The sequence below is a fragment of the Robertmurraya korlensis genome, from assembly GCF_023715225.1.
Classification (GTDB): domain Bacteria; phylum Bacillota; class Bacilli; order Bacillales; family Cytobacillaceae; genus Robertmurraya_A.
On record NZ_JAMBNS010000001.1, the window covers coordinates 342,510 to 366,632 of the forward strand.

General features: G+C 39.1%; 23 protein-coding genes, 1 other RNA gene and 2 other annotated features. Of the genes, 22 read left to right on the top strand and 2 right to left on the bottom strand.

From position 1 onward, the window contains the following. Window positions 1–26 precede the first annotated feature (26 nt). Complete coding sequence (locus tag M3175_RS01870; RefSeq protein WP_251514088.1) at window positions 27–1,775, bottom strand: N-acetylmuramoyl-L-alanine amidase family protein; 1,749 nt, start codon at window positions 1,773–1,775, stop codon at window positions 27–29. A gap of 208 nt (window positions 1,776–1,983) precedes the next feature. Between M3175_RS01870 and M3175_RS01875 the strand changes: the two genes are divergently transcribed. The 5 genes from M3175_RS01875 (at window position 1,984) to M3175_RS01895 (ending at window position 6,782) form a co-directional block, all read left to right on the top strand. After that, entirely contained in the window at window positions 1,984–2,160 is a 177-nt protein-coding gene (locus tag M3175_RS01875) for a hypothetical protein (protein ID WP_162927792.1), read from the top strand. A gap of 64 nt (window positions 2,161–2,224) precedes the next feature. Next, window positions 2,225–2,469 (top strand) — a binding site (T-box leader). A gap of 79 nt (window positions 2,470–2,548) precedes the next feature. After that, window positions 2,549–3,829: a histidine--tRNA ligase gene (gene hisS / locus M3175_RS01880; protein ID WP_251514090.1), complete on the top strand. Its 1,281-nt coding sequence runs from the start codon at window positions 2,549–2,551 to the stop codon at window positions 3,827–3,829. A gap of 4 nt (window positions 3,830–3,833) precedes the next feature. Then, on the top strand, window positions 3,834–5,612 hold the full coding sequence (aspS, locus tag M3175_RS01885; protein ID WP_251514092.1) for an aspartate--tRNA ligase: 1,779 nt from the start codon (window positions 3,834–3,836) through the stop codon (window positions 5,610–5,612). A gap of 49 nt (window positions 5,613–5,661) precedes the next feature. Next, window positions 5,662–5,844, top strand: a non-coding RNA gene (gene ssrS, locus M3175_RS01890) — 6S RNA. Window positions 5,845–6,014: 170 nt separating this feature from the next. Next, entirely contained in the window at window positions 6,015–6,782 is a 768-nt protein-coding gene (locus M3175_RS01895) for a tRNA threonylcarbamoyladenosine dehydratase (RefSeq protein ID WP_119709233.1), read from the top strand. Window positions 6,783–6,816: 34 nt separating this feature from the next. Here M3175_RS01895 and M3175_RS01900 read toward each other — a convergent pair whose 3' ends face one another. Further along, entirely contained in the window at window positions 6,817–8,085 is a 1,269-nt protein-coding gene (locus M3175_RS01900; RefSeq protein WP_251515233.1) for a replication-associated recombination protein A, read from the bottom strand. Window positions 8,086–8,237: 152 nt separating this feature from the next. Between M3175_RS01900 and M3175_RS01905 the strand changes: the two genes are divergently transcribed. From M3175_RS01905 to M3175_RS01985, 17 genes are all read left to right on the top strand, one after another. Then, window positions 8,238–8,930: a YczE/YyaS/YitT family protein gene (locus M3175_RS01905; RefSeq protein ID WP_251514093.1), complete on the top strand. Its 693-nt coding sequence runs from the start codon at window positions 8,238–8,240 to the stop codon at window positions 8,928–8,930. Further along, a complete protein-coding gene (gene cymR / locus M3175_RS01910) occupies window positions 8,927–9,346 on the top strand; it encodes a cysteine metabolism transcriptional regulator CymR (RefSeq protein ID WP_251514095.1) in 420 nt (139 codons plus the stop codon). Before M3175_RS01905 ends, cymR begins: the two co-directional genes overlap by 4 nt. 51 nt (window positions 9,347–9,397) lie before the next feature. Beyond that, a complete protein-coding gene (locus M3175_RS01915) occupies window positions 9,398–10,540 on the top strand; it encodes a cysteine desulfurase family protein (protein WP_251515235.1) in 1,143 nt (380 codons plus the stop codon). A gap of 23 nt (window positions 10,541–10,563) precedes the next feature. Further along, complete coding sequence (gene mnmA, locus M3175_RS01920) at window positions 10,564–11,679, top strand: tRNA 2-thiouridine(34) synthase MnmA (protein WP_371321644.1); 1,116 nt, start codon at window positions 10,564–10,566, stop codon at window positions 11,677–11,679. Window positions 11,680–11,788: 109 nt separating this feature from the next. After that, complete coding sequence (locus M3175_RS01925) at window positions 11,789–12,439, top strand: tetratricopeptide repeat protein (protein WP_251514096.1); 651 nt, start codon at window positions 11,789–11,791, stop codon at window positions 12,437–12,439. 40 nt (window positions 12,440–12,479) lie between these two features. Further along, a complete protein-coding gene (gene recD2, locus M3175_RS01930) occupies window positions 12,480–14,876 on the top strand; it encodes an SF1B family DNA helicase RecD2 (protein WP_251514097.1) in 2,397 nt (798 codons plus the stop codon). Window positions 14,877–14,960: 84 nt separating this feature from the next. Then, entirely contained in the window at window positions 14,961–15,440 is a 480-nt protein-coding gene (locus tag M3175_RS01935; RefSeq protein WP_251514098.1) for a PRC-barrel domain-containing protein, read from the top strand. Window positions 15,441–15,483: 43 nt separating this feature from the next. Further along, on the top strand, window positions 15,484–15,675 hold the full coding sequence (locus M3175_RS01940) for a YrzR-like zinc ribbon domain (RefSeq protein ID WP_066049968.1): 192 nt from the start codon (window positions 15,484–15,486) through the stop codon (window positions 15,673–15,675). A gap of 21 nt (window positions 15,676–15,696) precedes the next feature. Beyond that, window positions 15,697–15,828: a YrzQ family protein gene (locus M3175_RS01945; protein ID WP_251514099.1), complete on the top strand. Its 132-nt coding sequence runs from the start codon at window positions 15,697–15,699 to the stop codon at window positions 15,826–15,828. An 89-nt stretch (window positions 15,829–15,917) separates the two neighbouring features. After that, entirely contained in the window at window positions 15,918–16,997 is a 1,080-nt protein-coding gene (locus M3175_RS01950) for an AI-2E family transporter (protein ID WP_251514100.1), read from the top strand. Between the two features lie 59 nt (window positions 16,998–17,056). Next, window positions 17,057–17,267: a binding site (T-box leader), on the top strand. A 49-nt stretch (window positions 17,268–17,316) separates the two neighbouring features. Then, window positions 17,317–19,950: an alanine--tRNA ligase gene (gene alaS / locus M3175_RS01955; RefSeq protein ID WP_251514101.1), complete on the top strand. Its 2,634-nt coding sequence runs from the start codon at window positions 17,317–17,319 to the stop codon at window positions 19,948–19,950. Window positions 19,951–20,087: 137 nt separating this feature from the next. Then, window positions 20,088–20,357, top strand: a complete 270-nt coding sequence (locus M3175_RS01960; RefSeq protein WP_119709221.1) for an IreB family regulatory phosphoprotein — start codon at window positions 20,088–20,090, stop codon at window positions 20,355–20,357. A 3-nt stretch (window positions 20,358–20,360) separates the two neighbouring features. Next, the gene (gene ruvX / locus M3175_RS01965; protein WP_251514102.1) at window positions 20,361–20,777 is read left to right on the top strand and encodes a Holliday junction resolvase RuvX; all 417 of its coding nucleotides are present in this window, start codon (window positions 20,361–20,363) and stop codon (window positions 20,775–20,777) included. Window positions 20,778–20,794: 17 nt separating this feature from the next. After that, the gene (locus tag M3175_RS01970) at window positions 20,795–21,082 is read left to right on the top strand and encodes a DUF1292 domain-containing protein (protein ID WP_251514103.1); all 288 of its coding nucleotides are present in this window, start codon (window positions 20,795–20,797) and stop codon (window positions 21,080–21,082) included. A 181-nt stretch (window positions 21,083–21,263) separates the two neighbouring features. Beyond that, entirely contained in the window at window positions 21,264–22,376 is a 1,113-nt protein-coding gene (gene mltG, locus M3175_RS01975) for an endolytic transglycosylase MltG (RefSeq protein ID WP_251515241.1), read from the top strand. Window positions 22,377–22,541: 165 nt separating this feature from the next. Continuing rightward, entirely contained in the window at window positions 22,542–23,180 is a 639-nt protein-coding gene (locus M3175_RS01980) for an O-methyltransferase (protein ID WP_251514105.1), read from the top strand. A 7-nt stretch (window positions 23,181–23,187) separates the two neighbouring features. Then, complete coding sequence (locus M3175_RS01985; protein ID WP_251514107.1) at window positions 23,188–24,117, top strand: peptidase U32 family protein; 930 nt, start codon at window positions 23,188–23,190, stop codon at window positions 24,115–24,117. The last annotated feature ends 6 nt before the right edge of the window (window positions 24,118–24,123 follow it).

A 24,123-nucleotide genomic window follows, 5' to 3' on the forward strand; every position in this document is an offset into this window, starting at 1 on the left:
GAGTTCAAGTGAACTCGCTTTTTTTTTTATTTAAAGTATTTTGCTAAACCTTGGTAAATTCCGGTGGCTGCGTTTGCTTGATAGCTCACTGAATTAACTAATGTTTCTTCCGCAGAATTACTTAAATAGCCTAATTCTAAAAGTACGGATGCACGTTTATTTTCTCTTAACACATGATAATCACCGTAGCGAACACCACGATCTTTTAGCTTTGTGAAACTTGCAACCTCTTTGCCTACAGCAGTAGCTAAATTTTGCTGATAGTTATGATAATAATAAGAAGTCATCCCACGAACCGAGGAGTCGAGAATGCTATCAAAGTGAATGGAAACGAACGCATCTGCTGCATGTGTATGTGACATACCAACCCGTGAGCTTAGCGATAAATACGAATCCGTATTTCGAGTCATTACTACATTTGCTCCTGCAGTTTTTAGTTTATCGTACAGTAGTTGAGCGGTTTTCAACGTCAAGTTCTTTTCATAACTGCCTTTAATCCCTGTAGCTCCTGTATCACGACCACCATGACCAGGGTCAATAACTATTACTTTATTTTTTAAGTATTGTTCTGCACCGGGTCTCTCAATTTGCTGAGAGGCTCCACTTACTGTTACAAGCCATCCCGCTATGAATCCCTTTGATCCATTTTTCAACTGAATTTCGTACCAGTCCTTTTGCACAGAAAGAACGGTAAAAGTTTCACCGGCATTTGCCCTACTAATAACTGAACTGTTTGTTGTGGCCGATTTTCTGATGTTTGTTCCGTTATAGAGGATCGTTACAGTACTATTTTCTTCAACATCCACCTTAGTAGTGGTTGAAGACTGTTCCTTGGAAAGATACCAACTAGCAACCCAACCTAATTGATCGTTTGTTAACTTAATTTTTGCCCAATTATTTTCTTCAGCTAAAATTTCAAATGCTTGTCCTTTTGAAACGGTTCCTACGATTTTACCACTTAAGGAACCTGTACTTCTAACATTCAGAGAAGTTGCCGTAATCGTCCCAATCACCCCACTAGAAGAGGTTGTGCTGGGTTGATTGGGAACGGAAGGTTGAGAAGAATTAGAGCTAATTTCTACAAACTCTTTACTGATCCAAGCAGCTTGTCCATTATATTGTATTTTTACCCAATTGCTTTCCACGCTTAGAATCGAAACCGTGCTACCCTTTTGAAGTTTTCCAAGGATATTACCTGATGTGGAGGAAGTAGAACGAACATTTAGATTGTTTGTAGTTACCTTCCCGGTCTGTTGACTACTGCTTGAGCCACCTGTATCGGTTTTTATATCCTGGATAAATTCCGATGCCACCCAACCTGTTACAGTAGAGGTTTTAATTTGATGCCAGTTTGATTCTGTTTTAATAATTGTGACAGTAGCGCCTTGAGATAAAGTGGATACTACCTTGTAAGAGGTGCTAGGGCCTGATCGAACACGGAGTTGATTCGCTGTAACGATTCCACTCTTTGACGATGAAACTTCACTTGCAGAATGCTTTTTAACAAGCCAAGCGGCAACCCACCCCTTTTTTCCTGAGGAATTTAAGGATACTTGAATCCAATCCGATTTTTCCTCTATTACAGAAAAACGGTCCCCTCGTTTCACCAATTCAAGGATTTTATAACTAAGTCCAGGGCCTTCTCTAACATTTAGCGTGTCAGTTGTAATTTCAACGGTTGGTCCTTCAGCAAATGCTAAGTCAGGTTTAATGGGTGCTAGACTGCATAAAAGAAGAAACGTTAGAAAAAACAATATGTATTTATTTTTGTACAAGTGTGAATCTCCCTCCCTGATAAATGGTAAGTAAGGGTATTGATGTATAAGTTTTAAGTACCAACCTCTATAATAAAGGAAGAATTTACATATGTTAATACGATGCGAGTATTTTTTCCCTAAAAAAAATGAACAATGTTAATTAGCTGAAACTTTTTCTTAAAAAAGGGACAAACTAAAGGGGATATAATAGACGGGGTGATAACATATGAGATATAGTGATAAGGCGTTTTCTACACATGATGGAGATAACCAAATTTTTGGTGTTGACTTTCATGATTTTATCCAAAAAGAAAAAAACTCAAATATGGTAGAGTTAGCAAGTGAGTTTGGTCTATCGATTCGAGATGTGAAAAAGCTGAAAAAAAGATTAGAGAGATCGTAAGTTTTGTAATATATCTTGACATTCTGAATACTCGAACGTAATATATAAACTAATATTAAAAGACGAATAACCGTTTGATGGAGCAAAGTAATTAAACTCCCACGTGAAAAGAGAGGAAATGTCAAAAGGCTGAAAGCATTTCCACATTGTGGCTTAATGAAAGAACACTCCGTAGGCTTCGCTTCGAACAATCATATGATTTAGTAGGAGAGGAACGTTGACAGGCGTTAACTGTAAAAGTGGAAGTGGCTTCTTTCTGAGTTGCTTCAATTAGGGTGGCACCACGGGATTTTAACTCTCGTCCCTTGTATGTAATAGTACAAGGGACGGGAGTTTTTTGCATTCTTACGATTATATTTACATAAAAAATAGCTAGGAGGGGTTCCAAATGGCGTTAAAGCTACCAAGAGGAACACAAGATATTCTCCCAGGAGAAGTTGAAAAATGGCAATTTATTGAAAATGTTGCTAGAGATTTATGCGAGAGATTTCAATATAAAGAGATTCGTACACCGATCTTTGAACATACAGAAGTTTTTACGAAGGGTGTAGGCGATACAACGGATATTGTCCAGAAGGAAATGTATACGTTTGAGGACCGTGGTGGAAGAAGCTTAACGCTACGTCCAGAGGGAACAGCAGCTGCGGTACGCTCTTTTGTCGAACATAAAATGTTTGGTTACGCTAATCAACCAGTGAAGCTTTTTTACATGGGGCCGATGTTCCGTTATGAAAGACCACAGGCAGGGAGATACCGTCAATTTGTCCAGTTTGGTGTGGAAGCGCTTGGTAGTGCAGATCCTGCTATTGATGCAGAGGTAATTGCTCTTGCTATGAGTATTTATCAATCATTAGGCTTGAAAAGGCTAAAGCTAATTATCAATAGCCTTGGTGACAAAGAAAGTAGAAATGCTCACCGAGAGGCTTTAATCAATCATTTTTCACCAAGAATTGATGAGTTTTGTGGCGATTGTAAATCAAGACTAGAAAAAAATCCTCTTCGTATTCTTGATTGTAAGAAGGATCGTGACCATGAGCTTATGGCTACAGCACCATCCATCCTACAATATTTAAATGATGATTCTAAAAAGTATTTTGATAAAGTTCAACAATATTTAGCTGACCTTGGAATTGATTTTGAAGTCGATCCGAATCTTGTAAGAGGTCTCGATTACTACAATCAAACGGCTTTTGAAATTATGAGTGATGCTGAAGGGTTTGGAGCCATTACGACTCTGTGTGGCGGCGGACGATACAATGGGCTTGTAGAAGAAAGTGGTGGACCAGAAACTCCTGGTATTGGCTTTGCACTTAGCATTGAACGCTGTTTGGCAGCACTTCATGCGGAAGGTATTGATCTTCCAGTAACACAGGGAATTGATTGTTTTCTCGCTTCATTAGGGGAGGCAGCCAAGGACTATACCGTAAAGCTTTTACATGAACTGCGTAAAGCAGGTTTTTCTGCGGAACGAGATTATCTCGATCGAAAAATCAAAGCTCAGTTGAAGACAGCGGATCGCTTACAAGCCAAGTATGTAGCAGTCCTCGGAGATGATGAACTTCAAGCGAATAAAATCAGCGTGAAGGACATGGAAAGTGGAAATCAAATTGAAGTACCGTTAGATACATTTATGGAAGAATTTTCAGCAATTTATAAAAAAGGGAGATAGGAATATGTACGGTAGAACGTATTTTTGTGGAGAGGTAACAGAACAGCATATTGGTGAAAGTATTACGTTAAAGGGTTGGGTGCAAAGACGCCGCGATTTGGGTGGATTAATTTTTATCGACTTGCGTGACCGTACGGGAATGATCCAAGTGGTGTTTAATCCAGAGGTTTCACCAGAGGCTCTAGCTTTAGCAGAAAAAATTCGAAATGAATATGTATTGGATATAGTTGGGACAGTTATCGCTAGAGAAGCTGGTACAATCAATGAAAACCTGCAAACAGGTCGAATTGAAGTACAAGCAAAGCAGGTTACGATCATAAACGAGGCTAAAACGCCTCCATTTACAATTGCAGACCAAACGGATGTATCTGAGGATGTTCGCTTGAAATATCGTTACTTGGATCTTAGAAGACCTGCAATGTTTGAAACATTTAAAATGCGTCATCAAGTAACTCAAATTATTCGTAACTTCCTTGATCGTGAAGGGTTCCTAGATGTAGAAACTCCAATTCTAACAAAAAGTACGCCTGAGGGTGCACGTGATTATTTAGTACCTAGTCGTGTTCATCCAGGGGAGTTTTATGCTTTGCCACAATCACCGCAAATATTTAAACAACTTCTTATGGTGGGTGGTTTTGAAAGGTATTATCAAATTGCAAGATGTTTCCGTGACGAGGACCTTCGTGCAGATAGACAGCCTGAATTTACTCAAATAGATATTGAAACGAGCTTTATGAGCCAAGATGATATTATTTCCTTGATGGAAGATATGATGACTGAAATGATGTCAAAGGTAAAGGGATTGCAAGTGGAGACACCGTTTGAGCGTATGCCATACCAAGAGGCGATGGCACGTTTTGGATCCGATAAGCCAGACACTCGTTTTGAAATGGAGCTAGTGGATCTCTCAGAAATCGTGAAGGATTCTAGCTTTAAGGTCTTTGCAGGTGCGGTTTCATCTGGTGGCCAAGTAAAGGCTATTAATGTGAAGCAGGCTGCGACCAAGTATTCTCGTAAAGATATCGATGCATTAACTGAATTTGTAGCCGTCTATGGAGCAAAAGGGTTGGCTTGGTTAAAAGCAGAAGAGGACGGACTAAAAGGACCAATCTCTAAATTTATTACCGAAGAAGAACAATCGGCAATAAAGTCTGCGTTATCAATTGAATCGGGAGACTTACTTCTATTTGTAGCTGACAAAAAGAGTGTGGTGGTAGATGCATTAGGTGCTCTTCGATTAAAACTTGGAAAAGAGCTTGAATTAATCGATCAAAGCAAATTCAACTTCTTATGGATTACCGATTGGCCATTACTAGAGTATGATGAGGCAGATGGACGTTACTATGCGGCTCACCATCCATTTACAATGCCAGTAAGAGAAGACCTTCACTTATTAGACGAAAATCCAGGTCTTGTTCGAGCACAGGCGTATGATCTTGTACTGAATGGCTATGAGCTTGGGGGAGGATCTCTGCGTATTTTTGAAAGAGATGTTCAGGAAAAAATGTTCAGTATTTTAGGATTCTCTCCAGAGGAAGCTAGAGCTCAGTTCGGTTTCCTGCTTGAAGCCTTCGAATACGGAACGCCTCCTCATGGTGGTATTGCTCTTGGGCTAGACAGACTTATCATGCTTTTAGCAGGCAGAACCAATTTAAGAGATACGATTGCATTTCCAAAAACTGCTAGTGCAAGTTGTTTATTAACAGATGCTCCGGGTGAAGTGAGCGAGGCGCAGCTTTCTGACCTTCATCTGTCATTAAAACGTAATATTTCTGTCCAATAGAGTCATCTTGAAACTTATATAAAGGTATGATATAGTTTAATCAAACATAAGAATCCTGATGTGTTCGTGGTATTACCTAAAGTTTTGACCAACAGCTTTACTACGGGAGTTTGAGTTTCCGAGTGGCGTAAATGCCTTTGGCTTAGGACTTACAAAAGCTTGGAACAGAACACCCACCTGCTTATGCGGGATCAAAACGAAGGCATCGAGCGACGGCACGATTGGGATTCTTACTCTAATTAAATAACCATTACACCCTTATGCCACTATCCGCATGGGGGTTTTTTGATGTTCTTTATATATCTTTCTTAGACTTGTTTTTGTTTGTGAGTATGGTATAGTCATATCGAGAAAAATAAGTTTGAAACCTATTACATAAATATAGATGCTGGAGTGATGAAGATGTTGCACCAATTTTCCCGCAATGAACTTGCGATTGGAAAGGAAGGAATTGATACATTAAAAGGAAGTACAGTTGCGGTATTAGGAATCGGTGGAGTAGGCTCGTTTTCTGCTGAGGCACTTGCACGTTCTGGTGTGGGACGTCTCATTTTAATTGATAAAGATGATGTTGATATAACAAATGTGAATCGTCAAATCATTGCCTTACTTTCCACAGTGGGAAGACCCAAAGCCGACTTGATGAAGGAACGCATTATGGATATCAATCCTGAGTGTGAAGTCATTTCATTAAAAATGTTTTATACAGAGGAAACGTATGAAGAAATCTTTCAATACGGACTGGATTTTGTAGTGGATGCTTCAGATACTATTTCGTATAAAATTCATCTAATGAAAGAGTGTTTAAAGCGAAATATACCAATGATCTCAAGTATGGGAGCAGCTAATAAAATGGACCCGACTCGTTTTCAAATTGCGGATATTTCAAAAACTCATACGGATCCAATTGCAAAGGTCATTCGCACACGTTTACGTAAGGAAGGTATTAGAAAAGGAATACCGGTAGTTTTTTCAGATGAAAGTCCAATCGTCATTCGCGAGGACGTTCGAAAAGTAGTTGGGAAAGAGGATGCAGAGATAAGAAAGGCAAAGATGCCGCCTTCTTCGAATGCCTTCGTGCCATCTGTTGCCGGTCTTATAATGGCGAGCTATGTCATTCGGGAGCTATTAAAGGACATAAAAATTTCTACGGTCAAAGATAGTGAATAGATGAGTAAAAACGGACAAGCACACGCCTTGTCCGTTAATTTTTCATCAACTTTTCATAGATGGAAGCAAGTGCTTGCTCAAACTTTCCGGTCTTTTTCGGCTTATAATAAACCTTCTTTTTTATTTTGTCAGGTAAGTACTGCTGTTTAACCCACCCATTTTCAAAATCATGAGGATATAAGTAATCAATTCCTCTTCCAAGGGAGGCCGCTCCTTTATAATGAGCATCCTTTAAATGTAGGGGTACTTCACCGCTTAGACCTGCTTCAATATCAGCAATCGCAAGGTCCAACGCTTTATAGGCAGAATTAGACTTAGGAGAGAGGCATAGCTCAATAACAGCGTTAGCTAGCGGAATCCGAGCTTCAGGAAATCCTAGACGTTCAGCTGTTTCGATGGCGGCTAGTGTTCTCGCACCCGCTTGAGGATTGGCAAGGCCAACGTCTTCATAGGCAATAACGATTAATCTTCTACTTATGCTAACTAGGTCACCCGCGACAATGAGTCTCCCTAAATAATGAAGTGCTGCATTGACATCACTGCCTCGAATTGATTTTTGAAAAGCAGAAAGAACATCGTAATGAGCATCCCCATCGCGGTCATGGGAAAAGCTCTTCTTTTGTAAGCATTCCTCAGCTATTTCAAGAGTAATGGTAATGGTCCCAAACTCATCAGGTTCCGTAGAAATTATGGCTAGTTCAAGTGCATTAAGCGAACTCCTCACATCCCCATTAGAAGCACTCGCAAAATGTTCTATTGCTGCGTCCGATATGTGCACATTGTAATTTCCCAATCCTCGGTCATTATCGTGCAAGGCGTGGTGAATGGCTCTTTTTATTTCCTCAGCCGTTAATGGCTTTAGCTCAAAGATTTGGCATCGACTACGGATCGCTGGATTAATGGCATGATACGGATTGCTAGTCGTTGCTCCAATTAGGACAATGGCTCCATTTTCTAAATGTGGAAGAAGAAAATCTTGCTTTGCTTTATCGAGACGGTGGACCTCATCCAGTAAAAGAATTACTTTACCGGACATTTTTGCTTCTGCAGCCACCACCTCGAGGTCTTTTTTGTTATTTGTCACAGCATTTAAGGTACGAAAAGCATATTTTGTACTACCTGCAATCGCACTAGCAATGGATGTTTTTCCAACACCAGGTGGTCCATAAAGAATCATGGACGAGAGCTGTTTGGCTTTAACCATACGCTGAATAATCTTTCCTTCACCGACGAGGTGCTGCTGACCAATAATCTCATCAATCGTCCTTGGTCGCATTCGGAAGGCAAGTGGCTTCCCGTTCATATTCATCGCTCCGTTTATCGTTTTACCTAAAGGTAACATACGTTCGTGTTATTTGCATACTATTATGCTATAATGTCAAATGTCTATCAAATAAGTCAGGATTTTGTTAAGATTTACAAGTAACCATTTTTGTTTAGAGGAATTGATTGGTAATGGCTTTTAAAAAGACAGGACAAGTGGGTCCAAGATTTTTTATTTATATTTTAGGTTTATTAATTATGTCCCTTGGAATTGTATTATTAATAAAGGCTGATATTGGAGCTACACCATGGGATGTTCTTCATGTGGGCCTTCATTATCAATTTGGTCTAACGATTGGTACATGGTCCATTTTTGTTGGGGTGGTTATCTTAACTTTAGCGACAATCATTTCTAAAGAATTTCCGAAAATCGGTGCGTTTTTAAATATGTTATTAGTTGGCGTTTTTATTGATATGTATTTTCTGCTTCCGATCATTCAAACACCCGATGGCTGGGTTGGAAAAGCTTTGATGTTTGCCGTTGGTCTTTTATTAAATGGGTATGGTATGGGGTTATATATTTCTGCTTCTTTCGGTGCTGGCCCAAGAGACAGCCTAATGATTGCTTTAACCGATAGAACAGGGTGGAAGGTTACTTATGTCCGGGCTTGTATAGAAATTATTGTACTGATTATGGGGTGGCAACTCGGTGGACCAGTATTTGTTGGTACCGTTGTGTTCAGTTTTGTCATTGGACCTATCGTTGGCGTAGCGTTACCACAGTGCCAAAGGCTAACGGATTATTTCCTTAGTAAATTACACTCCGCTAAAAGAATGGCTAAACATACAAAAGAAGAAATTAGTAATCGAGGTGCTAGTTTATGAAAATATCAACAAAAGGTCGTTACGGATTAACAATTATGATCGAGCTTGCGAAAAAACACGGTGAAGGACCAACATCGCTTAAAACGATTGCTCAAGCAAATGATTTATCTGAGCATTATTTAGAGCAGTTAATTGCTCCTCTTAGAAACGCTGGATTTGTTAAGAGCATTCGTGGCGCATATGGTGGTTATGTGTTAGCGAAGGGACCAACAGAAATTAGTGCAGGCGATATTATTAGAGTGCTAGAAGGTCCTATCAGTCCTGTTGAAGGGATTGAAGATGAAGAGCCTGCAAAGCGTGCATTATGGATGAGAATCCGTGATGCTGTGAAAGGTGTTTTAGACAATACAACACTAGAAGAATTAGCGAACCACACAGATGACGGAGAGTCAGATTCCTATATGTTTTACATATAGGAGAAAAGGTAAAGCTAGTTTCAAGTGGATATTTTTAAGTAGGTGAACATGTTGAATCATATATATTTGGATCATGCAGCAACGGCTCCAGTTCATGCGGATGTCATTGAAACGATGGCCGTTGTGATGAAAGAGCAATTCGGGAATCCCTCTAGTATTCATTCTTTTGGAAGGTCGGCAAGATCTATAGTAGACGAGTCTCGTTCAAAAATTGCAAAGAGCATTGGAGCAAGAACGGAAGAGATTATTTTTACAAGTGGAGGCACTGAGAGTGATAACCTTGCTATTTTAGGAGTGGCGAAATCTTATCAGAAGAATGGTAACCATATTATTACGACTATGATTGAACATCATGCTGTTTTGCACGCTTGTAAAAGTCTTGAAAAGGAAGGCTTTGAAGTAACTTACTTACCAGTTGATGAATATGGGCAAATTTCGGTCGAAGATTTTAAGAAAGCACTAAGAGATGAAACGATTCTCGTGACCATCATGTTTGGAAATAACGAAGTGGGAGCGGTCCAACCGATTAAAGAAATTGCCAGGCTATTAGAGGATCATCAAGCGAAATTTCATACAGATGCCGTTCAAGCCTTTGGTTTAATGGATTTGAACGTAACTGAGCTTGGCGTGGACTTGTTATCCGTCTCAGCACATAAAATTAATGGACCTAAAGGGATTGGATTTCTATATGTAAAGCAAAATACAGCATTAACGCCACTTTCCTTCGGGGGAGAACAGGAACGAAAAAGGCGTGCGGGAACTGAGAACGTAGCGTCTATTGCTGGCTTTGCTAAAGCGGTTGAAATAGCTTCGATTGATCGAGCGGAAAAGGTCGAGCAATTTACCGAATTAAAAAAACTTCTGATTAAATCACTTCAATCGAGAGATATTACATTCTCAGTAAACGGATTGCTTGAAAATTCCCTCCCACATGTACTAAACTTAAGCTTTCCAGGCACAGATGTCGAATCAATGCTTGTAAATTTGGATATGGAGGGTGTGGCTGTATCGAGTGGGTCTGCTTGTACAGCTGGTTCGATTGATCCCTCTCATGTGTTAGTAGCAATGTTTGGTCAAGAATCAGAACGAGTGAGAAACTCTATCCGATTTAGCTTTGGCCTTTATAATACAAAAGGGCAGGTTGAACGTTCAGCTGAAGTTACGGCGAAAATAGTAAATAGGCTGACACGATAAAGCTTGCGAATGAGGTGAGGAAAGTGAAAAAAGACAACAAGGACATACGTGTTGTCGTAGGTATGTCTGGGGGAGTAGATTCATCAGTAGCCGCATTACTCTTAAAAGAACAAGGGTATGATGTGATCGGAATTTTCATGAAAAACTGGGATGACACCGATGAGTTTGGTGTTTGTACGGCTACTGAGGATTATGAGGATGTTATTCGAGTTTGTAATCAAATCGGTATCCCGTATTATGCCGTCAATTTTGAAAAGCAATATTGGGACAAAGTGTTTACTTACTTCCTAGAAGAATATAAAGCAGGAAGAACTCCCAATCCCGATGTGATGTGTAACAAGGAAATTAAGTTTAAAGCTTTTTTAGAGCATGCCATGAAGCTAGGTGCGGACTATTTAGCAACTGGGCATTACGCAAGAGTTGAATTCCGCGATGGGGAATACAAAATGCTACGTGGAATAGATGAAAACAAGGATCAAACGTATTTCTTAAACCAGCTTTCTCAAGATCAACTTGAAAAAGTGATGTTTCCAATAGGCGATATTGAAAAAGCAAAGGTAAGAGAGATTGCTAAAGAAGCAAACTTAGCAACTGCGACCAAAAAGGACAGTACAGGAATTTGCTTTATTGGCGAGCGTAATTTCAAAGAATTTCTAAGCAATTATTTGCCAGCTCAGCCTGGGAATATGGAAACACTTGAGGGAGAAGTTGTCGGTAAGCATGATGGGTTAATGTACTATACAATCGGTCAGAGACATGGTTTAGGAATCGGTGGTGCGGGCGACCCTTGGTTTGTCATCGGTAAAGACCTTAAGCGAAATGTACTGTTTGTAGGACAAGCATTTCATAATGATAAATTGTACTCTGATTCAATCATTGCTGTTGATGTTAGTTGGGTTACGGGCAGGGAAGTAATGCAGACTTTCGAGTGTACGGCTAAATTCCGCTACCGTCAACCTGATAACAAAGTAACTGTTCACAAATTAGAAGATGGGACAGTAAAGGTGATATTTGCTGAGCCAATCCGGGCCATTACACCTGGTCAATCGGTTGTCTTTTATCAAGGGGATGAATGCCTTGGCGGAGGAACCATTGATCAAGTATTCCGTGATGAAAAGCAATTAACTTATGTAGGGTAAGGAGGAAACCTCGATTCAAATGGTCGAGGTTTTCGTATGTATAAAAAGGACAAAACTAGATGAAAAGAAGTTATAATAATAAAAGACAATAAATAATGGAGCGTGTACTATGGATAAAAATGAAAAAGGAATTCAATTGATGAAGGAGGGAAAGTGGGAGGAAGCTGCTGGATTGTTTATGAAGGCAATAGAGGAAAATCCGAATGATGCGGTATCCTATATAAATTTCGGAAACGTATTATCTGCAGTTGGAGAAAATGATAAGGCACTCAAATTTTTTCAAAAAGCCATAGAAATCGATGAAAATGCGGCAACAGCTTATTATAATGCTGGAAACCTATACTTCGAAAATGAACAATTAGAAGAAGCAAAAAATATGTTTGAACTGGCAATGAGAAAGGGACTGCATTCTAGTGATAATTATTTTATGCTTGGACTTACGCTTATTCAGTTAGAGCAGTCTAAGCTTGCTTTACCTTATTTGCAAAGAAGTGTGGAGCTAAATGGGGATGATGCTGAAGCTCGTTTTCAATTTGGATTATGTCTAGCAAATCAAGAATTACTTGACGAGGCATTGGAGCAGTTTAATGCATGTGTAGAGTTAGATCCATCACATGCTGATGCTTATTATAATCTTGGTGTTGCTTATGGCTTTAAAGAGGATGGAAAAAAAGCTCTTGATATGTTTGATAAAGCATTGGAATTACAACCTGATCATCTACTAGCAGGTTACGGGAAGAAATTAATCGAAAAGAAGTAATCTTCATTCGTAGCGAATTTTTTGTAAGGAGGGGAGTTCTTTGGAGGGACAAGAAACGCTCGATTTGTTTAAGGATCAAGGAAGATTTATAAAAGGAAAGCATCTTGTCACAATCTTTCATAATGAACAAAATTTGTACACCGTTCTAAGAATTCGCGTGGAAGAAACGAATGAGAATTATGAAGACAAAGAAGCTGTTATTACCGGCTATTTTCCAAAAGTTCATGAACAGGAAACGTACATATTTTATGGAGAGTTAAAGGACCATCCGAAATTCGGTCAACAATTTCATGCAACGCATTTTCGAAAAGATATACCCCAAACGAAGCAAGGGGTAGTGAGCTATTTATCAAGTGAGCTTTTTAAAGGAGTCGGAAAGAAAACCGCTGAAAAAATCGTTGAAGTTTTAGGGGAGAATGCCATTTCTAAAATTATGCAACAACCTTCTTTACTTGATCAAATACCGAAGCTTCCCCCTGATAAGGCAAAGGAAATTTTTGATACCCTTATGGAGCATCAAGGATTAGAACAGGCGATGGTTGCTTTAAATCAATATGGATTTGGTCCGCAAATCTCTATGCGGATTTATCAGGCGTATAAGGATCAGACAGTAGAAGTGGTTCAGTCGAATCCTTATAAGCTTGTTGAAGATATTCAAGGTATTGGGTTTACCAGAGCAGATGACCTTGGGTTTCAACTTGGCATTTCCGGTCATCACCCTGACCGAATAAAAGCGGCCTGCTTATATACGCTTGAGGTTGAGTGTATGCAAAATGGTCATGTGTATATGGAAACAGGATTATTACTCGATAAGGTAAAGACATTATTAGAAGAAAATAAACGTGATGAAATTGATTTTTCACCTATTGGAGCTGAGGTAGTCAAGCTTGAAGAAGAAGGGAAAATCATCGTTGAAGAAATGAGGGTGTATTTGCCTTCCCTTTTTTTCTCCGAAAAAGGACTTGTTACAAGCATTAAAAAAATAGTCTCTCAAACGCAGTATGAAAATCAGTTTCCTGATTCTGAATTTTTACTCGCCCTTGGAAATCTAGAGGAACGATTAGGAGTTCAGTATGCCCCGACTCAAAAGGATGCGATTCAGACGGCTTTGATGTCACCGATGCTGATCTTAACAGGTGGTCCGGGTACAGGGAAAACAACGGTTATTAAAGGAATTGTTGAGCTATATGCAGAATTGCATGGCTGCTCTTTAGATCCAAATGATTATAAAGGAGACGAACCCTTTCCATTTATATTAGCTGCGCCAACTGGCCGTGCAGCAAAACGAATGACGGAATCTACAGGACTTCCTGCGGTTACCATTCACAGGCTATTAGGATGGAATGGGGTTGAAGGGTTCAGCAAAAATGAAGACAACCCATTAGAAGGGAAAATTTTAATTGTAGATGAGACGAGCATGCTTGACATATGGCTTGCTAATCAGCTATTTAAAGCTTTGCCTGAATCCATACAAGTCATATTAGTTGGAGACGAAGATCAATTACCTTCTGTAGGTCCTGGGCAAGTACTAAAGGATCTTCTAGAATGCGGCGTTCTTTCTGTCGTTAGACTAACTGATATTTATCGTCAAGCGGAAGGATCTTCTATTATTGAACTTGCTCATGAAATTAAATCGGGACGGTTACCTGCCAATATAAGTTTGCAACAAAAGGACCGATCCTTCTTTAGATGTAGCGCAAACCAAATTGCGGATGTAGTTGAAAAGGTCGTCCGAAATGCGAAAAGTAAAGGTTACACAGCAAAAGATATTCAGGTTCTTGCACCCATGTATAAAGGGCCTGCTGGAATTGATCGCTTGAACACGCTAATGCAAAGCATATTTAATCCTAACCCTGATGGCACGAGAAAAGAAATAAAGTACGGCGATGTGGTTTATCGTGTCGGTGATAAGGTGTTACAGCTTGTGAATCAGCCGGAAAATAATGTATTTAATGGAGATATAGGCGAAATTGTATCTATCTTCTATGCAAAAGAAAATACGGAAAAAGAGGATATGATCGTTGTATCCTTTGAGGGTGCAGAAGCTACATATACCAGACAAGACCTTCAACAAATCACCCATTCCTATTGCTGCTCTGTTCACAAATCGCAAGGAAGTGAATTTCCTATTGTAATCCTCCCTGTAGTAAGGAGCTATTATCGAATGCTGCGAAGAAATCTGTTGTATACAGCGATTACGAGAAGTAAGCAGTTTTTAATCCTTTGTGGAGAAGAAGAGGCTTTAAGGGTCGGTATTTCAAGATCGGATGAACAGGAGAGATTGACGACGTTACGGATGAAATTGGAAAAAAACATAGAAAACAATAGCGAGGGCAACGTAAAGGGTATGTTTCAAAATGCGGAGGAGCATTTGCTGTCTATTGACCCGATGATTGGCATGGAAGGAATCACCCCATATAGTTTTATGGAGAGTTGATCACCCATTACATTTGGAAATCGTTTCTCGTTATGATTTTACGCTTCGTCGTGAACAATAGTAATGTTCGAAAGAGGTGGTATCTTGCGGACATTTACATTGCTAAAGGGAGTTAGTGTGTACGAGAAAGAAAGCGGATCAAAGGTTGGTGAAGTCAATGACCTCATCATTTCTGCGACTAGTGACTCGGTCCAATCACTGCTTGTGAAGCAAGGAATGCTTGTTAAAAGGACCGCACTGCTTGATATTCAAGACGTCACTTCCTTTGGCTCGGATGGAGTAATGATTGAAAACCGAACTTTGCTAAGACCAATTAATAGGGGCAATCATTCTTCCATTGCATTTTGTCGAGGTCTATCCGGGAACATGCTGTTATCAAGTGACGGTGAGCAGCTCGGGTTGATTGAGGATGTATATTTTAAGGAAGAATTGGGCACAATCGTAGGGTATCAATGTTCGGATGGCTTTTTTTCAGACATCAAAGAAGGAAAGCGTGTCATCAAAACGGATGAACCCCTCCAGTATGGAAAAGACGCCATCATCGTGAACGTAAAAAAATCTTAAGCGCACATGACTTAAGATATTACCTATACGTGAGGTGTCTACGATGTTGAAATGCCCTAATTGTCAAAGCAAAGATATCGGGAAAATTGGAATTAACCAATACTATTGCTGGAACTGCTTCATTGAACTAACTTTAGCAAAAGGAATCATTAATACTCACCAAGTTGAGGAAGACGGTACATTAAGCTCATTAGACGATCTTTTTGGAGAAGATGAACGCCGATATAGCTCATAAATCTATTAAGAGGTGAGATAAATGAATCGAATGGTAACTTCTGCAGTAGCAATTGGAGCAGGTGTTGTTGCATATAATTACGCTCGCAAAAACAAAATGATGTCAGGGCGTGGAATGAAAAAAATGCAGCGTAGAATTTCGAGAATGTTTTAATACGAAGAAAGGCCCCTGTAAAAAAGGGGCTTTTCTTTTTGTATATTTCTTACTGTTCCACTTTAAACTATAGACAAGGAGTGGATACAATGGACATTCGTTTGAAATGGTATTACCGGCTTGGTTTTTTGCTTTTGTTATTCATTGTCTTATTTGTTTTTCTGAAATTACAGCCCATCTGGTTGCCCATTTTTAAAATCACAATGATCGTCGTGCTCCCATTTATCATCGCAGCATTTATTTCATATTTATTACATCCCGTGGTGGAAACACTTCATGAAAATTATTTACCCAGATGGTTGGCCGTTTTAATTATATATATACTGTTTTTTGGAAGTGTAAGTGTGGCACTTTATAATGGTGTTCCTGCAGTTATACACCAGCTAAGAGATCTGACTGAAAACGCACCAAGCTTTGCCGATCAATACAGAGCGTGGATCCATGAAATTCAGGATAAAACCTCTACTTGGCCTGAAGCCTTTCAAGATAGGGTAGATAGCAGTATTGTGGCCGTTGAAAGAATGCTTGATAACGCTCTAACAAGAGCCGTTAATTTAGGAATGGGAATTATCAATTCAGCCTTGCTCTTTGCTATCATCCCATTTATTGCATTTTACATGTTAAAGGATTATGAAAAAATCAAGAAGGCGGTATGGTATATTACACCGAAAAAATGGCGGAGTGGGGGAACTCTATTTTTAAGAGATGTGGACAAATCGCTTGGCAGTTATATTAGGGGACAGCTTTTAGTTTGCGTGATGATTGGTACGATTTCAGCATTATCTTTCTGGTTCATTGACTTACGGTATCCACTGTTGCTTGGATTAATTGTTGGGATTACAAATATTATTCCATATTTTGGTCCTGTTATAGGTGCCGTGCCAGCTATTATCATCGCTGCTACGATAAGTGTAAAAATGGTTCTCTTTGTTGTGATTATCATCGCTCTACTGCAATTTTTAGAGGGGAATATTTTATCTCCTTTTATTGTTGGAAAGAGCCTGCATATGCATCCTTTAGTGATTATGTTTGCGCTTTTGGCAGGTGGAGAAATTGGCGGAATACTAGGACTAATCTTAGCTGTACCAATTATGGCTATTCTCAAGGTGAGCCTTCTTCATGCAAAACAGCACTTTTCAAAAGACGTATCCGATAATCAATTGATGTGACAACGTTGACAAACATAAAAGCATATCAGTATAATTCGTACTATAAAGTTCAAAAACACGAAAACATGTTGAAGGAACAAGTATGTGATAGCCCGTCTATAGAGAGGAATTTCCTTGGCTGAAAGAAATTCTAGACGAAGGATGACAGAAAGCTATTCCGGAGTGCAGCTAATTCCTGCCGTTAACCTGCGTTAAAGGTCTTTGAGAGATGAGTGCTTTTGGGGCATTCATAATCAGGGTGGTACCGCGAGCAAGCTCCTCGTCCCTGTTTTGGGATGAAGGGCTTTTTTTGTTGAAAAAAATGTTGGAGGGTAAATAAATGAAGAAGCTTACAGGCTCAGAAATTCGTAAAATGTATTTAGACTTTTTTAAAGAAAAAGGACATTCGGTGGAACCAAGTGCTCCCCTTGTTCCTCATGATGATCCATCTTTGCTTTGGATTAACAGTGGGGTTGCGACATTAAAAAAATATTTTGATGGACGAGTTATTCCTGATAATCCAAGAATCACAAATGCACAGAAATCTATTCGTACGAACGATATCGAAAATGTTGGGAAAACTGCAAGACATCATACGTTTTTTGAAATGCTAGGGAACTTCTCTATCGGAGAATACTTTAAAGTGGAAGCTATCCATTGGGCTTGGGAATTTTTGACGGATGAAAAATGGGTAGGATTTGAAAAGGAAAAGCTTTCTGTTACGATTCACCCAGAAGATGATGAAGCGTTTGAAATTTGGAGCAAAGAAATTGGGGTGCCCGAAGAGAGAATTATTCGCTTAGAGGGGAACTTCTGGGATATCGGCGAGGGACCTAGTGGACCAAATACAGAAATTTTCTATGATCGTGGACCTGAATATGGAAATGATGAAAGTGATCCAGAGTTATATCCTGGAGGAGAAAATGATAGATATTTAGAGGTTTGGAACTTAGTTTTCTCAGAATTTAATCATAATCCGGATGGTACATATACTCCGCTACCAAAGAAAAATATTGATACAGGGATGGGACTTGAAAGAATGGCTTCGGTTGTTCAAAATGTTCCTACAAATTTTGATACAGATTTATTTATGCCGATTATTCGTGCAACAGAAGAGATTTCTGGGGCAAAGTATGGTAATGGTAAAGAGTCAGATGTGGCATTTAAAGTCATTGCTGACCATATTCGTACCGTTGCATTTGCTATTGGTGACGGCGCTCTTCCTTCCAATGAGGGACGAGGATATGTGTTAAGAAGATTGCTTCGTAGAGCGGTACGTTTTGCTAAGCAAATTAACATCAATCGTCCATTTATGTTTGAGTTGGTTCCTGTTGTAGGGGAAATCATGGTTGATTTTTACCCAGAAGTAAAAAATAAAACCGACTTTATCCAAAAGGTTATAAAGAATGAAGAAGAAAGATTCCATGAGACTCTGAATGAGGGGCTTCAAATTCTCGCAGCGGTGATCAAGAAAGAAAAGGAAGCTGGAAGTGATACGATTCAAGGCGCAGACGTTTTCCGTCTTTATGACACATACGGTTTCCCTGTCGAACTAACAGAGGAGTATGGTGAAGAAGAGGGAATGAAGGTTGACCACGCTGGTTTTGAGAGCGAAATGGAGCTTCAGCGTGAGCGTGCACGTAAAGCAAGACAAGATGTAGACTCTATGCAGGTTCAAGGTGGAGAACTTGGTGAGATTAAAGTAGAAAGCAAGTTTGTTGGTTACGATCAGTTAAAGGTTGAATCAAAGGTTCTTGCTATCGTACAAAATGGTGTGAAGATTGACAAGGCAAGTGAAGGAGAAGAAATTCAATTAATCCTTGATGTTACTCCATTCTATGCTGAGAGCGGTGGGCAAATTGCTGACCTTGGTACACTATTTAGCGAAGGTGTAAAAGCAGCGGTAAAAGATGTACAAAAGGCACCAAATGGCCAAAACCTTCACCGTGTATTGATTGAATCTGGTGAATTGCAGGTTAATGACCAGATACTAGCGATTGTTGATGAGAACAATAGAGGGAAAATTATTAAGAACCATACGGCAACCCATTTATTACATCAAGCCTTAAAAGATGTTCTTGGAACACATGTAAACCAAGCAGGTTCACTAGTAGAACAAGATAGACTTCGTTTTGACTTCTCTCATTTTGGACAGGTGAAACCTGAGGAATTAGAAGAAATAGAAAAGATTGTAAACGAAAAAATTTGGCAATCTTTATCTGTTCAAACAGACTTTAAGGCCATTGCTGAAGCAAAAGCAATGGGAGCTATGGCACTATTTGGTGAAAAATATGGTGATATCGTACGTGTGGTTCAAGTAGGAGATTATAGTTTAGAACTTTGCGGTGGCTGCCATGTGCCAAATACATCCGTTATTGGTCTCTTTAAAATCGTATCGGAAAGTGGAATTGGAGCAGGAACTCGTCGTATAGAAGCGGTGACGGGGGAAGGTGCATTTAAGCAAATGCATGGTCAAATCCAAATCTTAAAAGATACGGCTGGAAAGTTAAAAACAAATCTAAAAGATGTACCATCTAGAATTGAAGCACTGTTAAGTGAACAAAGACAGCTTCAAAAAGAAAATGAGTCTTTAGCAGCTAAGCTAGGGAATATTGAAGCGGGTAATTTGGTTAATTCTGTAAAAGAAGTGAATGGTGTTCAAGTTCTAGCTGTACGAATTCAAGGTGCTGATATGAACGGACTAAGAAACATGGTCGATGATTTGAAGCAAAAGTTAGGATCTGCAGTAATCGTACTTGGAAGTGTAAACGAAGAGAAAGTAAACCTAATTGCCGGTGTAACAAAAGACTTAATTGAAAAGGGCTATCATGCCGGGAAAATTATTAAAGAAGTTGCTACTATTTGCGGTGGTAGTGGTGGTGGACGTCCAGATATGGCCCAAGCAGGCGGAAAAGATGCTGGGAAGCTGGATTCTGCACTAAGTTTTGTAGAGGAATGGGTCAAATCCGTTTGATATTCAGGAAAAGTAGTGTAAAATGAAGGAGATTAGACTACTAAATATTTCTTCCATTGGATAGATTTGATGATAGATACTTCTACCTGAGATCAGTTAATAGCTAGCGATTACTAGAAAAAGCGAGGTGCAAGAGAATGAGTACATTTGATAAAACAATGAGGTTTAATTTTCCAGAAGAGCCAATCGAACATGACGTGAAGGAAGTCCTATTTCAAGTACATGAAGCTCTTCAAGAAAAAGGATATCATCCGATTAATCAAATTGTAGGTTACCTGCTTTCTGGAGATCCTGCTTATATTCCTCGTCATCGTGATGCTCGTAACATTATTCGAAAGCTTGAACGAGATGAAATTATTGAGGAGCTTGTCAAAAGCTATTTAAAAACACAACGAGAGGGCTCTTAACTTATGCGAATTCTCGGTCTTGACGTCGGTAGTAAAACGGTCGGCGTTGCGCTCAGCGATGAATTTGGCTGGACAGCGCAAGGTTTAGAAACAATAAAAATTAATGAAGATGAAAGAATGTTTGGTTTTGACCATATTGGTCAAATAATAGAAAAGTATGAAGTAGGAAAAATAGTAGTAGGGCTGCCTAAAAACATGAATGGAACCATTGGACCTAGAGGTGAAGCGAGTCAATTTTACGCTAGTGAGCTAGAAAAGAGATTTTCCTTGCCTGTATCCCTATGGGACGAGCGTTTAACTACGGTTGCAGCGGAACGTGTCTTACTAGAAGCGGATGTTAGTAGGAAAAAACGTAAAAAAGTAATCGACAAAATGGCAGCAGCTATGATCTTACAAGGCTTTTTAGATAGTCAAAAATAACTTGAGGTGATTTTTCAATGCAACATGGAGAAAACAATATTACAGTAATTGATGAGGATGGTAACGAGCAACTTTGTGAGGTGCTTTTTACATTCGATTCTGATGAATTTGGCAAATCTTATGTTCTTTATTATCCAATTGGGGCAGATGAAAACGATGATGAAGAAATTGAAATTCATGCGTCTGCTTTCGTTCCAACCGAAGATAATAATGATGGTGAGTTAATGCCCATCGAAACAGAAGAAGAGTGGGACTTAATTGAAGAAATGTTAAATACATTCCTAGAAGAGCAAGACGAAGAATAGAAAGAAAAAAGGCGGATAGCATAGGCTATTCGCCTTTTTTGCAATTTTCTACTTCTATTGTCGAAAAATATAGTATAATGATTCGAGAATAGTTATAAGGGAATAGTAAGTATGAGCCCTGTGAATTGGAGGGGAAACTTTGTCAACGGAAGAGAAGCAAAATAAAGAAAATACAAGTAATATGCCTAATAAAAAAGCAATAATTCGAGAAAAGATGATTGAGCGGGAAGGCGAGGCAAGAGTTGTAAGAAAAATTGTCTTTACCATTTCAATTATATTATTCCTGCTGGTGGCCATTACAGCTGGTGGAGGATATTTTTATATTAAATCAGCACTAAAACCCGTAGATCCTGAGAATAAAAAAGAAATGACCGTAGAAATTCCCATTGGTTCTTCAGTTACTGGAATTGCAAACATATTAGAGGAACATGGGATTATTAAAGATGCACGTGTATTCAAATACTTTGTTAAGTTTAAGAACGAGTCAGGGTTTATGGCCGGTGACTATAAACTATCACCTTCTATGACCTTGCCAAGTATCATTGAAAGCTTAAAAACAGGTAAAGTGGAGCAAGAAGTGGTGTTTCAAATTACCATCCCTGAAGGTAAACAGCTTAAAGAAATTGCAAAAATCATCGCAGAAAAAACAGGTCATAAAGAAGAAGATGTATTTGCCAAATTAAATGACCGTGAATTCATACAAGCACTTATGAATAAATACCCCGATGTATTAACAGAGGAAATTCTCGCGGAAAATGTCAAATACCCATTAGAAGGCTATTTGTTCCCTGCAACATATCCATTCTATAAAGAAGACACAAAAATCGAAGAAATTATTATGACCATGTTAGATCAGACGGAAAAGGTAATTAGTGAGTATGAAGGAGATATGGCTGAGAGGCAATATACAGCTCACCAACTATTAACATTTGCTTCATTGGTAGAAGAGGAAGCAACTGAGAAGCTTGAGCGAGACCAAATTGCTAGTGTCTTTTACAATCGTATAAACACGGGGATGCCTTTACAAACCGATCCTACCGTTTTATATGCTCATGGAGAACATAAGGACAAAGTGTTGTATAAAGATTTGGAAATTGATGATCCATACAATACTTACAAATACCCAGGCTTAACACCAGGACCAATAGCCAATGCAGGAACTGTATCAATTGAAGCTGTTTTACATCCTGCTGAAACGGACTTCCTATACTTTTTAGCAACGGCATCTGGTGATGTATTATTCTCGAAAACTCTTGAAGAGCATAATGCAAAAAAAGCCGAGCACATCAATTAATCTGATTCAAGGAGAAATGTTCGCATTTCTCCTTCTATTATGATAGAATAGTTCAAGTGTTTTTAAATAGCGTCAACCACAGAAGACCATATTTAGCTGTGCTGAATCCCTGTGAAATGCTGTGAACGCTATTTTTTCATGTCTAAACAAAAGAGGTGACGCAGCTTGGAAACGGAAAAGCTGCATTCTTATATAGAAGAGCTCATTCTAAATAGATCAGAACTGCTAGAAGAAATGGAGCAATACGCGAGAGCACATCATGTTCCCATAATGGAACTGTCAGGAATCGAAACGATCCTTCAAATACTGAGAATTGCTCAACCGAAAAAGATTCTAGAGGTTGGTACAGCAATTGGATATTCTGCCCTTCGAATGGCCACTGTTCTTCCTGAAACGAACATCGTCACAATCGAACGAGACAGTGAACGCTATACGGTTGCGGAGAAATTTATTAAACGCGCAAATAAAGAACATCAAATTTCGATCATCAAGGGTGATGCGCTAGAAGTAGAGTCACTTGTAGAAGAATTTGGTTCTTTTGATGCCATTTTTATAGATGCAGCCAAAGGGCAATACAAGAAGTTCTTTGAAATATATTCAAAGTATTTAGGAGACAAAGGGATCATCATAACCGACAACGTCCTGTTTAAAGGTCTAGTCTATGAGGATACAATTGAGAGTAAAAGAGTAAGAAGCATGGTTACAAAAATAAAAGATTTTAACAAATGGCTGATGGAACATGCAGAATATGATTCGATTATTATTCCCGTTGGCGATGGAGTAGCAATAAGTAAAAAGAGGTGAAGAGAAAATGAAAAAACCAGAACTATTAGTCACACCAAAAACGTTAGAAGATATAGAAGCATTATGTAAAGCTGGAGCGGACGCCTTTGTAATCGGAGAGGAACGCTTTGGTCTTCGTTTGGCTGGAGAATTTTCAAGAGAAGATGTAAAAAAGGCTGTTGAAATTGCCCATTCTTCTCAAAAAAAAGTGTATGTAGCAATGAATGCGATCTTCCACAATGAAAGCATTGAGGCTTTATATGACTATGTGAAATTTGTAAATGAAGCAAGTGTGGATGCAATTATTTTCGGTGATCCAGCGGTTTTAATGGTGGCGAAGGAGGCTGCACCTGATATGCCGCTTCATTGGAATACAGAAACAACTGCAACAAACTGGTATACATGTAACTATTGGGGTAGAAAAGGGGCTAAGCGTGCGGTCCTTGCTAGAGAAATCAATATGGATGCGATTGTCGAAATGAAAGAGCATGCTGAAGTGGAGATTGAGGTACAGGTTCACGGGATGACAGCGATGTTCCAATCCAAACGTTCATTATTAGGGAACTACTATGAGTATCAAGGTAAAGCATTAGTGGTTGAAAATCGCGCCCAAAATGCGAACATGTTCCTTCACGATAAAGAAAGAGAAAACAAATATCCGATCTTTGAGGATGCCAACGGAACACATATTATGAGCCCGAATGATATGTGTATTATTGATGAATTAACAGAGCTAATTGAAGCAGAAGTTGACTCTTTAAAAATTGATGGTGTGTTGCAAACATCTGAATATATTCTAAAAGTAACAGGATTATATCGAAAAGCAATTGATCTATCTGTTGAAGATCCTGATCAGTACGAAGAAATAAAGGACGAATTATTGCAGGAAGTTGAAAAGATACAGCCAAAGAATCGTCCATTAGATACTGGATTTTTCTTCAAAGAGACCGTTTATTAATAAAAC